The sequence below is a fragment of the Rhizobium sp. NPDC090275 genome (assembly GCF_044772225.1).
Taxonomy (GTDB): Bacteria; Pseudomonadota; Alphaproteobacteria; order Rhizobiales; family Rhizobiaceae; genus Rhizobium.
Map to the genome: position 1 here is coordinate 659563 of NZ_JBIVYL010000003.1, position 14523 is coordinate 674085.

The following is a 14523-nucleotide window of genomic DNA, read 5'->3' on the forward strand; positions in this document are numbered from 1 at the left end:
AACCCAAGGAGAAGGACGATGCCTGATTTGAAAAACTGGTACAGCTCGAAGACCATCTGGGGCGCGGTCGTTGCGATCCTCGCTTCGGCTTTGCACTTTACGGGTGTGGATATCGCATCCGGCGATCGCGGCCAGATCGTCGATGCGATCGTCAATATCGCCGGCGCGCTGGGTGGTCTGCTGGCGGTCTATGGCCGGGTGACGGCGAAGTCCGCGATCAAGCCCTGAGTCCGGGGGCGATAGCGGCACGGTGGCGCGAATGCCGCCGTCAACCGTGCCTTTCCGGCCACAGCCGCGGCGTCGGGTGCCTTGCGGCATGCCCTCAGGCACCCCCAGGGACCCGACATTACCTTGCATTCATTTGCCATTCAGGTCTCCTGAGTACATAGTCAGGTCAAGTTGGTATCCATTGAAAGCATAGCACATGGCCTCTCCTCTGAGCGTCGCAGCGTTGGCCGTTTGGCTGACGGTACCGTCGCCCTCACCGGATAATACGCACAACCTTTTGGTGCGCGTAGCAGGCGATTGCAGTGAAGCCGCCCAGCAGGTTGTCGAGAAGACCGGGGGGCAGCTGCTCTCCGTTCAGCCCTCCGGCGACAGCTGCATCATCACCGTGCTCGTCCAGGGCAACGGCCAGCGACCGCGTAAAGTAACCGTCAAGGTTCCGATGTAGGCAGAATCGCCCTATTTAGACATCGAAGACATAACGCGGAGTAGAGCGGACCGATGCGCATCCTGGTAGTCGAAGACGACGTCAATCTGAATCGTCAGCTGAGCGAAACCCTGAAAGAGGCCGGCTACGTCGTCGACCAGGCGTTCGACGGCGAGGAGGGACACTTCCTCGGCGACACCGAACCCTATGACGCGATCATCCTCGATATCGGCCTGCCCGAACTCGACGGCGTCAGCGTTCTGGAAAAGTGGCGCGGCGCCGGTCGCGGCATGCCGGTGCTGATCCTGACGGCCCGCGATCGCTGGAGCGACAAGGTCGCCGGCATCGACGCAGGCGCCGACGATTATGTCACCAAGCCCTTCCACGTCGAAGAGGTGCTCGCCCGCATCCGCGCGCTCATCCGCCGCGCCGCCGGCCATTCCTCGTCCGAGATCGTCTGCGGCCCCGTTCGCCTCGACACCAAGACCTCGAAGGCGGTGGTCAACGGCGTGGCGCTGAAGCTGACCTCGCACGAATACCGTCTCTTGGCCTATCTCATGCATCACATGGGCGAGGTGGTGTCGCGCACCGAGTTGGTCGAGCACATGTACGACCAGGATTTCGACCGCGACAGCAACACGATCGAAGTCTTCGTCGGTCGCCTGCGCAAGAAGATGGGCGTCGATCTGATCGAAACGGTGCGCGGTCTCGGCTACCGCATCCAAGCGCCGACCAATGCGAATTAAGTCTCTTACCGCACGCGTCCTGCTTCTGACCACGATCTGGTCGACCGTGGCGCTTGTCGTAATCGGCCTGTTGATCTCGACGCTCTATCGCAAGAGCGCCGAGCGCGGCTTTCAGGATTTGCTTCGTGCGCAGCTCTATAACGTCATCAACTCGGTGGCGATCGGCGATCAGGGTGCGCTGTCGGGCAGCCCGCAGCTCGGTGACCTGCGCTTCGCCCAGCCGAAGACCGGCTGGTACTGGATGGTCGAGCCGCTGGGGACTTATACGGCCCCGCCGCTGGTCTCGCCCTCGCTCGGCGCCACGACCATCCCCGTTCCCTCCGTGCTGGAAGCGCCGTTCGACAAGAATTACGAGCGCTACTACCAGGTGACGGATACCTCGCAGAACCGCATTCAGGTCGCCGAGACCGAAGTGGTGCTCGACACCGATGGCCGCGCCGCGCGCTTTCGCGTCACCGGCAATGTCGATGTGGTCGAGGACGACGTTCGCAACTTCTCCCACAGCCTCTATCTCGCGCTCGCCGGCTTCGGCGTCGGCAGCCTGATCGTCAACGCGCTCGCCATTCTTTATGGCCTGAAGCCGCTCGACAAGGCGCGCGCCGCACTGGAGCGTATCCGCGCCGGCGAGAGCGAGCAGCTGAAGGGCGAATTCCCGCGCGAAATCCTGCCGCTTGCCAACGAGGTCAACGCGCTGATCGACAGCAACCGCCGCATCGTCGAGCGTGCCCGCATGCAGGTCGGCAATCTCGCCCATTCGCTGAAGACGCCGATCGCCGTGCTGCTCAATGAAGCCCGCGTCTTGGAGCGCTCGCATGGCGAGCTGGTCAAGAGCCAAGCGGAGTCGATGCAGGGGCAGGTGCAATCCTATCTCAACCGCGCCCGCATCGCCGCCCAGCGCGAATCCGTGCTCGCCCGCACCGATGCCGAGCCGGCGCTGGAGCGGCTGGTGCGCGTCATGCGCCGCCTCAACGTCGACAAGGAGTTCGACCTCGTCGTCAATCCGCCGCATCTGGCCGTGGCGCTGGAGCAGCAGGATCTGGAGGAAGTGGTCGGCAACCTGCTTGAAAACGCCTCGCGCTTTGCCGTCCACAAGGTCAGGCTTTCGGTGACGGAAGCCCCCGATGACGTCAAGGGCGGGGAGGGCAGCGCCCGCCGCCATTGGGTCGAGGTGATCGTCGAGGATGATGGCCCGGGCCTGGAGCCCGACCAGATCCGCGAGGCGCTGAAGCGCGGCCGCCGTCTCGACGAGAGCAAGCCCGGCACCGGCCTTGGCTTGTCGATCGTTACCGAGATCGCCAACGAGTATCAGGGCCGGCTGGAACTGTCGCGCGGTGAGTGGGGCGGGCTGAAGGCGCGCCTTATTCTTCCCGGTGTCACAAAGGATGTTGCGTGACGGGCGGCTTGATGCCAGAAAGACATTTGCATAGCATGCTTTACCTCGGCCTAAGGCGGGGTGCGGCTTGCACCTGTGGCGCGTTTGACACCTGGTTCGGGTTCGACTGAATGATACTTCGCTCAAAAGGCATAATTGGTCTTTCTCTTGTGGCATGCGTGGCTCTGTCCGGCTGCCAGACGACGAAGAGCGGCGCCTCATCCGGCCTTTTCGGCGGCCGTAAGCCATCGGCCTCCGCCACCATCATCGAAGCCCTGCAGGGCGGCATTGTCGGCCGCACCGGCGTGACCTTGAGCGACAGCGACCGGCAGCGGGCGCTCGAAGCCGAGTATCGTGCGCTGGAAGGCGCAGCCGTCGGTCAGCCGGTCGTCTGGAGCGGCCGCAATGTCAGCGGCAAGGTCGTGGCCGCGGCTCCCTATCAGGTCGGCTCGCAGAATTGCCGCCAGTACACCCACACGCTCACCGTCGACGGCAAGGACACGCTGGCGCGCGGCTCTGCCTGCCGCAATGGCGACGGTAGCTGGTCGCCTCTCGGCTGAACCAAAGTCCTGACGTCCGGCCCATCTGGCAAGGTGCGGCAAATTACTTCAAATCATCGTCATCGCAGCTTTGCATATTGGAATGATCGCGCGCTTCGAGTAATTGGCGGTCATGACTTTCTGGATTCTCCTGGCCGTGATGACGGCATCCGTTGCCGCTCTTCTGCTTTATCCGCTTTTGCGGGGCTCGAAGGCAACCGGCGATAGCCGTGCCGGCGAAACCGCCGTCTACCGCGACCAGCTTGCCGAACTCGACCGCGACCGCGCCGGCGGCCTGATTTCCGCCGAGGAAGCCGAGTACGCCCGCGCTGAAATCGGCCGACGACTGCTTGCCGTATCTAGCGCCGAGACGTCGGCTGCTCCCAAGGCCGGACGCGGATACCGTCGCGCCGCCGAAGTCTTCGTGCTGATGCTCCTGCCGCTCACGGGGCTCTGTCTTTACATCATAATGGGCAGACCCGACCTGCCCTCGCAGCCTCTCGAGGCGCGCCTGGAGAATCCCGGCAACGACATGGCGATCCTTGTCGCCAAGGCCGAGCGGCATCTCGCCGAGAACCCGGACGACGGCAAGGGCTGGGATATCCTGGCGCCGATCTACTTCAACACCATGCGCATTGCCGACGCCGAGACCGCCTACCGCAACGCCATCCGCCTGCTCGGCGAAACGGCGGCCCGGCTCGATGGGCTGGCCGAAACGCTGATTGCCGCCTCGAGCGGCGTGATCACCGACGATGCGCGTGATGTGCTGACGCGGTCGCTGAAGCTGGAGCCGGAAAACCCGCGCGCGCGCTTCTACATTGCGCTCGGTCTCGAACAGGCGGGCAAGGCCGACGAGGCCCGCGCCGGCTTCGAGGCGATCGCCAAGCAGTCACCACCCGACGCGCCATGGATGCCGCTGGTGAACGAGCATATCGCCAAGAACGGCGGCACGCCGGCTGTTGCGGGCAACGCTCCCACGGCAGCAGCACCGCTCGGTGGGCCGACGCAGGCTGATGTCGCGGCGGCCGATCAGATGAACAGCGGCGATCGTCAGCAGATGATCCGCGGCATGGTCGACAGTCTCGACGCGAAGCTGACCGAGAACCCCGACAATCTCGACGGATGGCTGCGGCTGGTCCGCTCCTATATGGTATTGAACGACAAGGACCGCGCGGCGGCGGCGCTGAAGCGCGGGCTGACGGCTTTCCCCGCTGATGGCGAGAAGGGCAAGCAGCTTGTGGCACTCGCCCATGAACTCGGTCTTCCCGCGGACGCAGCGGCGACACAAGGAACGATGCAATGACGCGCAAGCAGAAACGCCTTGCGGTAATCGGCGGCGGTATGAGCTTCATTGTCGCGGCCGTTCTGCTGGTGATGTTCGCCTTCAGCAATTCGGTCGCCTATTTCTACATGCCGACCGATCTCGCCAGCAATCCGGTGCCGCCGGGAACCCGTATCCGCCTCGGCGGCCTGGTCGGCGAGGGCAGCGTGGTCAGGGGCGCTGGCTCGACGGTGCGTTTCGCGGTGACCGATGCCTCGGGCGATCTGGTTCACGTCCGCTTCACCGGTATCCTGCCCGATCTCTTCCGCGAGGGGCAGGGCGTGGTGACCGAGGGCACCTTCGAGAGCGGCAGCGACGTTTTCACCGCCGATACCGTGCTTGCCAAGCATGACGAGAAATACATGCCCAAGGATGTCGCCGACAGGCTGAAGCAGCAGGGGCTCTGGAAAGAGGAACAGGCGGCGAAATGATCATCGAAATCGGCCACTACGCTCTCATTCTGGCGCTCGCCACCGCGATCATCGTGTCTCTGGTGCCGCTGATCGGCGCCCGGCGCGTGGATCAGGCGATGATGGATGTCGGGCCGATCGGCTCGGTGGTCCTCTTCGCGCTGGTCGCCTTCTCCTTCGGCGTCTTGACCTACGCGCATGTCGTCTCCGACTTTTCGGTGAAGAACGTCTGGGAAAACTCGCACTCGCTGATGCCGCTGATCTACAAATACTCCGGCGTCTGGGGCAATCACGAGGGATCGATGATGCTCTGGCTCTTGATCCTGGCTCTCTTCAGCGCGCTTGTCGCCGTCTTTGGCCGCAATCTTCCCGAGACGCTGAAGGCCAATGTGCTCTCTGTGCAAGCCTGGATCTCGGTCGCTTTCATCCTCTTCATCCTGCTCACGTCCAACCCCTTCGCGCGCCTTGATCCGGCGCCCGCTGAGGGCAAGGATCTGAACCCGATCCTGCAGGATATCGGCCTCGCCATCCATCCGCCGCTGCTCTATCTCGGCTATGTCGGCTTCTCCGTCTGCTTCTCCTTTGCCGTCGCCGCCCTGATCGAAGGCCGCATCGATGCCGCCTGGGCGCGCTGGGTGCGCCCCTGGACGCTCGCCGCCTGGACTTTCCTCACGCTCGGCATCGCCATGGGCTCCTACTGGGCCTATTACGAGCTCGGTTGGGGCGGCTGGTGGTTCTGGGATCCGGTCGAAAACGCCTCCTTCATGCCCTGGCTCGCCGGCACGGCGCTGCTGCACTCCGCGCTCGTCATGGAAAAGCGCGAGGCGCTGAAGATCTGGACCGTGCTGCTCGCCATCCTGACGTTCTCGCTGTCGCTGATGGGCACCTTTCTGGTGCGCTCGGGCGTGCTGACATCGGTTCACGCCTTCGCCAGCGATCCCTCGCGCGGCGTCTTCATCCTCTGCATCCTGCTGCTCTTCATCGGCGGCGCGCTGTCGCTCTTTGCCTTCAGGGCGCCGAGACTGACGGCCGGCGGCCTGTTCGCGCCGATCTCGCGCGAAGGCGCGCTCGTCGTCAACAATCTGATCCTGACGGTTGCCTGCGGAACCGTGCTGACGGGTACGCTTTACCCGCTGGTTCTGGAAACGCTGACCAATGACAAGATCTCGGTCGGCCCGCCCTTCTTCAACATGACCTTCGGCCTGTTGATGGCGCCGCTGCTCGTCATCGTGCCCTTCGGCCCGCTGCTCGCCTGGAAGCGTGGTGATCTGCTGGGCGCGCTGCAGCGGCTCTATGCGGTTGCGGCACTCGCCTTCGTCGCCGCCGTCGTGTTCTTCTATCTCCAGCATGGCGGCCCGGTCATGTCGGTTCTCGGTCTCGCGGCTGGTCTGTTCCTGGTCCTCGGCGCCATCGCCGACCTGTGGTATCGCGCCGGCATCGGCAAGCAGCCTGTTGGCATCGCCTGGCGCCGCCTCAAGGGCTTGCCGCGCTCCGCCTTCGGTACGGCGCTCGCCCATGCGGGCCTCGGCATTTCGGTGCTTGGCATCGTCGCCGTTTCCACCTTCCAGACCGAACACGTGCTGCAGATGAAGCAGGGCGAGGTGACCGATGCCGGCGGCTACACGCTGCGCTTCGACGGCATGAAGAAGGCGACCGGACCGAACTACACCGAGGATCGCGGTCATTTCACCATCGCCAGGGGCGGCGTCGAAGTCGCTGACGTCTGGTCGGCCAAGCGCATCTACACCGCCGGCCAGATGCCGACGACGGAAGCCGGTATCCGGACTTTCGGTGCGAGTCAGCTCTACGTCTCGCTCGGTGATCCAACCGATGACGGCGGCATCGTCGTGCGTATCTGGTGGAAGCCTTACATTCTCTGCATCTGGGGCGGCGCGCTCGTCATGGCGTTCGGCGGCTTCGTCTCGCTCAGCGACAGGCGCCTGCGCGTCGGCGCGCCACGCCGCAAGGCAAAGGCGCTGCAGCCCGTCATGGAGCCGGCCGAATGATGCGTCGCTTCCTTCTGGCCCTCCTCCTGATCGCGTCCGCAGCACCAGCCTTCGCCGTCAACCCGGACGAGATGCTGAAAGATCCCGCGCTTGAAAGCCGTGCGCGCGCGATCTCGGCGGAATTGCGCTGCATGGTCTGCCAGAACCAGTCGATCGACGATTCCAACGCCGAACTGGCCAAGGATCTGCGTCTGCTGGTGCGAAAGCGCATTACCGATGGCGATAGCGACCAGCAGGTCATGAGCTACATCGTCTCTCGCTACGGTGAATTCGTGCTGCTGAAGCCGCGCTTCGAAACTAAGACGCTGCTGTTGTGGGGCGCTCCGATCCTGCTCGCGGTGCTGGGTGCCCTGTCACTCGTGATTTTCGCCCGCCGCTATGCCGGCCAGCCGACCGGATCGGCGCTGACGAGCGACGAGCAGGCGCGTTTAAGCGAGCTGCTGAAGAAGTAAATACGCGCTCCAGGCGGAAGAATTCGGACATTACGAATTTTTCATGCCTCGGACAGTTCGCAGTAAGGTGTGCCGTCCTATATCTTCATCCATCGACCGATCCGGTAACCGCCGGTCCCGTGGATTTAAATATAAGAAGGTGCGTCTTATGCTGAAGACTATCAAAGCTCCGTCACTGTCGACCGTGCTCAAGGCCTCGACCGTTGCCGGTCTTGCCACCGCCGTCCTGGCGACCGGTGTCCCCCTCGAAATCACGCGTTCCTATGCCGAAGCGGTCAAGGTCGAGGCACCATCCGTGCCGAGCTTCGCCAATGTCGTCGACGCCGTTTCGCCTGCCGTCGTTTCGGTTCGCGTCGAAAGCCGCGTCAAGCCGGTCTCCGATGAGGATGGCAACAACGGCTTCTCCTTCGATTTCAACGGCCGTGGTTTCGACGATCTTCCCGATGCCCTGAAGCCGTTCTTCCGCCAGTTCGGCGAGCAGCAGGGCCGCCGTGGCCCTCCCGGCGCGCATCCTCCAGGCCCCGGCCAGCATGAGGGTCGTCTGCGTCCGGTCGCCCAGGGCTCCGGCTTCTTCATCTCCGAAGACGGTTATATCGTCACCAACAATCACGTCGTCTCCGATGGTGCGGCCTTCGTCGCTGTCATGAAGGACGGCACCGAGCTCGACGCCAAGCTGATCGGCAAGGACCCACGCACCGACCTCGCCGTGCTGAAGGTCGACGGCAAGGGCAAGAAGTTCACCTACGTCAACTGGGCGGACGACAACAACGTCCGCGTCGGCGACTGGGTGGTTGCCGTTGGTAACCCGTTCGGCCTCGGCGGCACGGTGACGGCAGGTATCGTTTCGGCCCGTGGCCGCGATATCGGCTCCGGTCCGTATGACGATTATCTCCAGGTCGACGCAGCCGTGAACCGCGGCAACTCCGGTGGTCCGACCTTCAACCTCAGCGGCCAGGTGGTCGGCATCAACACCGCCATCTTCTCGCCGTCGGGCGGCAGCGTCGGCATTGCCTTCGCAATCCCGGCTTCGACCGCCAAGGACGTCGTCGCCGACCTGATGAAGGACGGCCAGGTCTCGCGCGGCTATCTCGGCGTGCAGATCCAGCCGGTCACCAAGGACATCGCCGACTCGCTCGGCCTGTCTGAAGCCAGCGGCGCGCTCGTCGTCAACGCCCAGGCTGGAACGCCGGGTGAAAAGGCCGGCATGAAGGCTGGTGACGTCGTCACCGCCGTCAACGGCGAGACCGTCAAGGACGCCCGTGATCTGAGCCGCCGTATCGGCGCAATGACGCCGGGCAAGAAGGTCGAGCTCTCCGTCTGGCGCTCCGGCAAGTCCCTGCCTGTCACGGTTGAGCTCGGCACGCTGCCGGCAGAACAGCAGCAGGCTTCGACCGACGATGGCGATCAGGCACCGGAAGCACAGACCCCGGCATCCGAAAAGGCGCTCGCCGATCTCGGCCTGACGGTTGGTCCTGCCGATGACGGCAAGGGCCTGCAGATCACCGGCATCGACCCGAACTCCGACGCTGCCGACAAGGGCATCAAGGAAGGCGAGAAGATCACCTCGGTCAACAACCAGGAAGTCTCCTCGGCCGATGACGTGGTCAAGGTGCTGAACCAGGCGAAGAAGGATGGCCGCACCCGCGCGCTGTTCCAGATCCAGTCCAAGGAAGGCAGCCGCTTCGTGGCCCTTCCGGTCGAAAACCAGGGCTAAACGCCCCGGTTCTCCGGATCGAATTAGAAGGGTCGCGCGCTCGCGCGGCTCTTCCTGTCAACCCATCGCAGGTGACGACAATGACCTTCCAGCAAGACGATCACGCTTTGAGCCTTGCCGAAACACAGCCGGCGGGTAATGTCGGCCGCATGAAGATTCTCATCATCGAAGACGATCTGGAAGCGGCGGCCTATCTCACGAAAGCCTTTCGTGAGGCGGGTATTGTCGCCGACCATGCAAGCGACGGCGAAAGCGGCCTCTTCATGGGGACCGAAAACACCTACGACGTGCTTGTGATCGACCGCATGCTGCCGCGCCGCGATGGCCTTTCCGTCATCGCCGAGCTGCGCCGCAAGGGCATCCACACCCCCGTTCTCATTCTCTCCGCTCTTGGCCAGGTCGACGACCGCGTGACCGGCTTGCGCGCCGGCGGCGACGACTATCTCCCCAAGCCGTACGCCTTCAGCGAGCTTCTGGCGCGCGTCGAGGTTCTCGGCCGCCGCAAGGGCACGCCGGACCAGGACGTCGTCTACCGCGTCGGCGATCTGGAGCTCGATCGTCTGGCCCACGAAGTGCGCCGGGGCGGCAAGGAAATTCCGCTGCAGCCGCGCGAATTCCGCCTGCTCGAATATCTGATGAAGAATGCCGGCCAGGTGGTCACTCGCACCATGCTGCTCGAAAACGTCTGGGATTATCACTTCGATCCGCAGACCAACGTCATCGATGTGCATGTGTCGCGGCTGCGCTCCAAGATCGAGAAGGACTTCAGCCTGCCGCTGTTGAAGACCATTCGCGGCGCCGGCTACATGATCAAGGATGACGGATGAACCGCTTCTGGGTTCTCTTCAAGTCCACGGCAGTCCGCCTTTCGGCCCTCTACATCCTGCTCTTCGCCATCTGCGCCGCAACGCTCGTCTTCTATGTGACGGCGATGTCGGAACGGCTGCTCACCAGCCAGATCCGCGAGGCGGTGCAGCAGGAGGTCGACCAGGTTCAGCGCGCCTATGACAATGGCGGCATGAACCTGCTGTTGCGCACCATGGAGCGCCGCGCCCGCCAGCCGGGCGCCAATCTCTACATCATCGCCGGCCCCTCGGGCGACATCCTCGCCGGCAACGTCGCGTCCGTCCAGCCAGGCGTACTCGACGAGCAGGGCTGGACCAGTCTGCCGTTTCGCTATCAGCGCTATGCGGAAGGACGCCAGAGCAAGCCGCATATGGCAGTCGCCAACATCAACGTGCTCGATAATGGCCTGCGCATCCTGATCGGCCGCGACCTCGGCGAGCCGGAAGCGTTCCGCGTGCTCGTCAGGCAGGCGCTGATGGTCGCGCTGGCGATCATGGGGCTCGGCGCCGTCATCATCTGGTTTGGCATCGGCCGCAACGCACTGAAGCGCATCGACCGCATGTCGGCGGCGAGCAAGAAGATCATGGCCGGCGATCTCTCGCAGCGCCTGCCGGTCGGCGGCTCCGGTGACGAGTTCGATCGCCTCTCCGTGTCGCTGAACACCATGCTCGGCCGTATCGAGAAGCTGAACGAGGGGCTGCGCCAGGTCTCCGACAACATCGCCCACGACCTGAAGACACCGCTGACACGCCTGCGCAACAAGGCGGCAGACGCGATCGATACGCCGGATGCCGATACCCGCCGCGTGGCGCTGGAAGGGATCATTTCGGAATCCGACCAGCTGATCCGCACCTTCAACGCGCTGTTGATGATCTCCCGCGTCGAGGCCGGCTCGGTGGCCGCCGAGATGTCGACGATCGATCTGTCCGCCATCGTTGCCGATAGCGCCGAACTCTACGAGCCGGTGGCCGATGAGGCGGGCCTTGCCATGACCACTGATATCGAGCCAGGTATCGAGGTGCAGGGCAACCGCGAACTGATCGGCCAGGCGATCTTCAACCTCATCGACAATGCCGTGAAGTATTCGGCGGGTGTGGAGGCGGGTGGCGAAGTCTCGCTGCGGCTGACACGTCGGCCGGATGCCATCTGCCTTCAGGTCGCCGATCATGGCCCCGGCATCCCTGCCGACAAGCGCGAGGACGTGCTCAAGCGCTTCGTGCGGCTGGACGAGAGTCGCTCGAAACCAGGTACCGGCCTGGGACTGTCGCTTGTGGAAGCGGTGATGGAATTGCACAGCGGCAAGCTGGAACTCAGCGATACCGACCCGGATGCGGCGGCCAATCGCGGTCTCGCCGTTACGCTGGTCTTTCCCCTGAAGTAGGCGTTTCCGCGCTACCCCGAATTGTCTGTTGGCCATTTGCGTCTCAGACCCTAACTTAGCCTCAGGCGGCGAGCAGCCTTGATTCTGCTTCGACTTTCGCTGCCTGATGCCAGGGAGGGCGCATGCTGACGAATTCGATGCACAGCCTGAGCGAGGTGGTCGACGGCCTGTTGAAGCCGTTGAGCAAGACCGAATTGAAGCTCGTGCTTGATGATCTGCAGAAGATCGGCGCCGACGAACCCGTCGTGGCCGCCATGCTGAAGACCGAGGGCGCGCTTCGCGATTTCATCTCTGCCGCACTCACGCTCTCGCCCTATCTGCGCGATATCGCCAACATCGATCCCGGCATCCTCACCATCGCGATTAGCGAGCCGCTCGAGCCGCGCCTGGAGGCGCTGATCGCGGAAGCGCGTGACGCCTGGATGCCGCGCGACGGCGCGTCGCCGAGTGAGAGTGAGATCATGGGCCGCCTGCGCACGGTCAAGCGCCGTGTCGCGTTTCTGTTGGCGCTCGCCGATCTCGCCCGCGTCTTCGATGGCCGCACCACCACGGCGTGGCTGAGCCGGCTTGCCGAGGCGACGGTCTCGGCCGCAATCGATCATCTGCTTCTCTCCTCGCACGAAGCCCGCAAGCTGCAGCTGAAGAACGTCGCACGGCCGAGTGAAGGGTCGGGTCTCGTCGTGCTCGGCATGGGCAAGCTCGGCGCCTGCGAGCTCAACTATTCCTCCGACATCGATCTCGTCGTCTTCTTCGATGAGCAGGCGGGCATCCTGTCTGATCCTGATGATGCGATCGATATCTTCCCGCGCCTGATGCGCAGGCTCGTCCGCATCATGCAGGAGCGCACCGGCGACGGCTATGTCTTCCGCACCGATCTCCGGCTGCGTCCGGACCCCGGCGCCACGCCGCTTGCCGTCTCGATCGATGCCGCCATGGTCTATTACGAGGGCAGGGGGCAGAACTGGGAGCGCGCGGCCTTCATCAAGGCCCGCCCTGTTGCGGGCGATATCGCGGCCGGCGACCGTTTCCTGCGCGACCTCACCCCTTTCGTCTTCCGCAAATACCTCGACTACGCGGCGATCTCCGACATCCACTCGATCAAGCGGCAGATTCACGCCCACAAGGGGCATGGGGCAATCGCGGTCAAGGGCCACAACGTCAAGCTCGGCCGTGGCGGCATCCGCGAGATCGAATTCTTTGCCCAGACACAGCAGCTGATCGCCGGCGGACGCATGCCGGCGCTGCGCTCGCGCGCTACCGAGGAAACGCTGAACGAGCTCACCAAAGCCAAGTGGATCGACGAAGAGACCTGCGAGGAGCTGACGGAAGCCTACTGGTTCCTGCGCGACGTCGAGCACCGCATCCAGATGGTGCGCGACGAGCAAACCCACCTGCTGCCCGAGACCGAAGGCGAGCTGAAGCGCATCGCCTACATGATGGGTTTCAGCGACACACCGAGCTTCTCGGAGCGTCTTGTCGAGGTTTTCAGGACCGTCGAGCGTCGCTACGCGCGGCTGTTCGAGCAGGAGACCAAGCTCTCGACAGAGACGGGCAACCTCGTCTTCACCGGCCAGAACGATGATCCCGACACGCTGGTGACCCTACGCAAACTCGGCTTCGAGCGCCCCTCCGACATTTCGCGGGTTATCCGCACCTGGCACTACGGGCGCTACAAGGCGACGCAATCCGTCGAGGCCCGCGAACGGCTGACCGAACTGACGCCGGAGCTGCTGCGCGTGTTCGGCGAAAGCAAGCGTGCCGACGAGGCAATCCTCAGGTTCGACAGCTTCATCTCGGGCCTGCCCGCCGGCATCCAGCTGTTTTCGCTGCTCGGCAGCAATCCGGCGCTGCTCTCGCTGATCGTCTACATCATGTCGGCGGCGCCGAAGCTTGCCGAGGTCATCGCCGCCCGGCCGCATGTCTTCGACGGCATGCTCGATCCGGGCCTGATGGCCGAGCTTCCGACGCGGGACTATCTGGCGGGACGCCTCAAGGGCTCGCTGCAGCAGGCGCGCTATTATGAGGAGGTGCTGGACCGGCTGCGTATCTTCGCCGCCGAACAGCGCTTCCTGATCGGCATTCGCCTGCTGACGGGCTCGATCAATGGCGCGATGGCGGGCCGCGCGTTTACGCACCTGGCCGATCTGATCGTCGAGGCGGCGTTGAATGCCGTGCTCTCGGAGATCGAGGCGGCGCACGGTAAGTTCCCCGGCGGCCGCGTCGCCGTCGCCGGAATGGGCAAGCTGGGCAGCTTCGAGCTCACCGCAGGCTCCGATATCGATCTCATCCTGCTCTACGACTATGACGATGCGGCCGAAGAATCCGACGGCGCCAAGCCGCTGGATGCGGTGCGCTACTTCACGCGCATCACCCAGCGGCTGATCGCCGCTCTGTCGGCGCCGACGGCCGAGGGCGTGCTCTACGAAGTCGACATGCGCCTGCGCCCCTCGGGCAACAAGGGACCCGTCGCCACCCGCGTCAGCTCGTTTGCGAAATACCAGCGCGAGGAAGCCTGGACTTGGGAGCACATGGCGCTCAGCCGCGCGCGGCTAATCTGCGGCGATGCCAGCCTGATTGATGACGTCGAGCGCGTGATCGAGGAGGTGCTCTCGACGCGGCGCGATCTGCGTAAGGTGGCGAAGGATGTGGCCGAAATGCGCGCGCTGATCGAACAGGAAAAGCCGCCGGCCAACATGTGGGACCTGAAGCTTATCCCCGGCGGTGTCGTCGATATAGAGTTCATCGCGCAATACCTGGCGCTTATCGCGCCCGCGAAGGATGTCGCCCTCAAGGTCAATGGCATAAGCACCGGTGAAGCACTGAAACAGCTGGGAGCGCCGCTGATGGCGACCGCCGATGTCGATAGCTGCAGCGAGGCCTTCGGGCTCTATACCGAGCTCGCGCAGCTCATCCGGCTCTGCATCGATGGTCCCTTCGATCCCAAGGATGCGCCGGCGGGTCTCATCGATCTCGTTTGCCGGGCCGGCGATTGCCCTGACATCAAGACCCTTGAGGGAGAGATGAAGCAGCTGTCGAAGACGGTGCGGAAGGTCTTTCAGGCGGTGGTGAAGGCGTAGCGCATGT

The 14523-nt window shown here is 63.9% G+C and carries 13 protein-coding genes; all 13 read left to right on the forward strand.

From position 1 onward, the window contains the following. Positions 1-18: 18 nt before the first annotated feature. The 13 genes from ACIQUB_RS11265 (at position 19) to ACIQUB_RS11325 (ending at position 14516) form a co-directional block, all read left to right on the forward strand. A complete protein-coding gene (locus tag ACIQUB_RS11265; protein WP_113237405.1) occupies positions 19-228 on the forward strand; it encodes a hypothetical protein in 210 nt (69 codons plus the stop codon). Between the two features lie 196 nt (positions 229-424). Further along, the gene (locus ACIQUB_RS11270) at positions 425-673 is read left to right on the forward strand and encodes a hypothetical protein (RefSeq protein ID WP_047513615.1); all 249 of its coding nucleotides are present in this window, start codon (positions 425-427) and stop codon (positions 671-673) included. A 53-nt stretch (positions 674-726) separates the two neighbouring features. Next, positions 727-1398, forward strand: coding sequence for a response regulator transcription factor (locus tag ACIQUB_RS11275; RefSeq protein WP_018898875.1), 672 nt, complete (start codon positions 727-729; stop codon positions 1396-1398). Continuing rightward, complete coding sequence (locus ACIQUB_RS11280) at positions 1388-2791, forward strand: HAMP domain-containing sensor histidine kinase (RefSeq protein WP_112980812.1); 1404 nt, start codon at positions 1388-1390, stop codon at positions 2789-2791. Before ACIQUB_RS11275 ends, ACIQUB_RS11280 begins: the two co-directional genes overlap by 11 nt. A 110-nt stretch (positions 2792-2901) precedes the next feature. Next, complete coding sequence (locus ACIQUB_RS11285; RefSeq protein ID WP_113237404.1) at positions 2902-3330, forward strand: hypothetical protein; 429 nt, start codon at positions 2902-2904, stop codon at positions 3328-3330. A gap of 112 nt (positions 3331-3442) precedes the next feature. Beyond that, positions 3443-4612 (forward strand): c-type cytochrome biogenesis protein CcmI, encoded by a 1170-nt coding sequence (gene ccmI / locus ACIQUB_RS11290; protein WP_113237403.1) that lies wholly within the window; start codon positions 3443-3445, stop codon positions 4610-4612. Then, positions 4609-5061: a cytochrome c maturation protein CcmE gene (ccmE, locus tag ACIQUB_RS11295; protein ID WP_113237402.1), complete on the forward strand. Its 453-nt coding sequence runs from the start codon at positions 4609-4611 to the stop codon at positions 5059-5061. The genes ccmI and ccmE overlap by 4 nt, the downstream gene beginning before the upstream one ends. Then, complete coding sequence (locus ACIQUB_RS11300; protein ID WP_113237401.1) at positions 5058-7046, forward strand: heme lyase CcmF/NrfE family subunit; 1989 nt, start codon at positions 5058-5060, stop codon at positions 7044-7046. Before ccmE ends, ACIQUB_RS11300 begins: the two co-directional genes overlap by 4 nt. Continuing rightward, entirely contained in the window at positions 7043-7498 is a 456-nt protein-coding gene (locus ACIQUB_RS11305; protein ID WP_113237400.1) for a cytochrome c-type biogenesis protein, read from the forward strand. Before ACIQUB_RS11300 ends, ACIQUB_RS11305 begins: the two co-directional genes overlap by 4 nt. 148 nt (positions 7499-7646) lie before the next feature. Continuing rightward, complete coding sequence (locus tag ACIQUB_RS11310) at positions 7647-9212, forward strand: Do family serine endopeptidase (protein WP_112980816.1); 1566 nt, start codon at positions 7647-7649, stop codon at positions 9210-9212. Between the two features lie 149 nt (positions 9213-9361). After that, positions 9362-10039 (forward strand): response regulator transcription factor, encoded by a 678-nt coding sequence (locus tag ACIQUB_RS11315; protein ID WP_156144896.1) that lies wholly within the window; start codon positions 9362-9364, stop codon positions 10037-10039. Continuing rightward, entirely contained in the window at positions 10036-11439 is a 1404-nt protein-coding gene (locus tag ACIQUB_RS11320; protein ID WP_113237399.1) for a HAMP domain-containing sensor histidine kinase, read from the forward strand. Before ACIQUB_RS11315 ends, ACIQUB_RS11320 begins: the two co-directional genes overlap by 4 nt. Before the next feature lie 122 nt (positions 11440-11561). Further along, complete coding sequence (locus tag ACIQUB_RS11325) at positions 11562-14516, forward strand: bifunctional [glutamine synthetase] adenylyltransferase/[glutamine synthetase]-adenylyl-L-tyrosine phosphorylase (RefSeq protein ID WP_113237398.1); 2955 nt, start codon at positions 11562-11564, stop codon at positions 14514-14516. Positions 14517-14523: the final 7 nt, after the last annotated feature.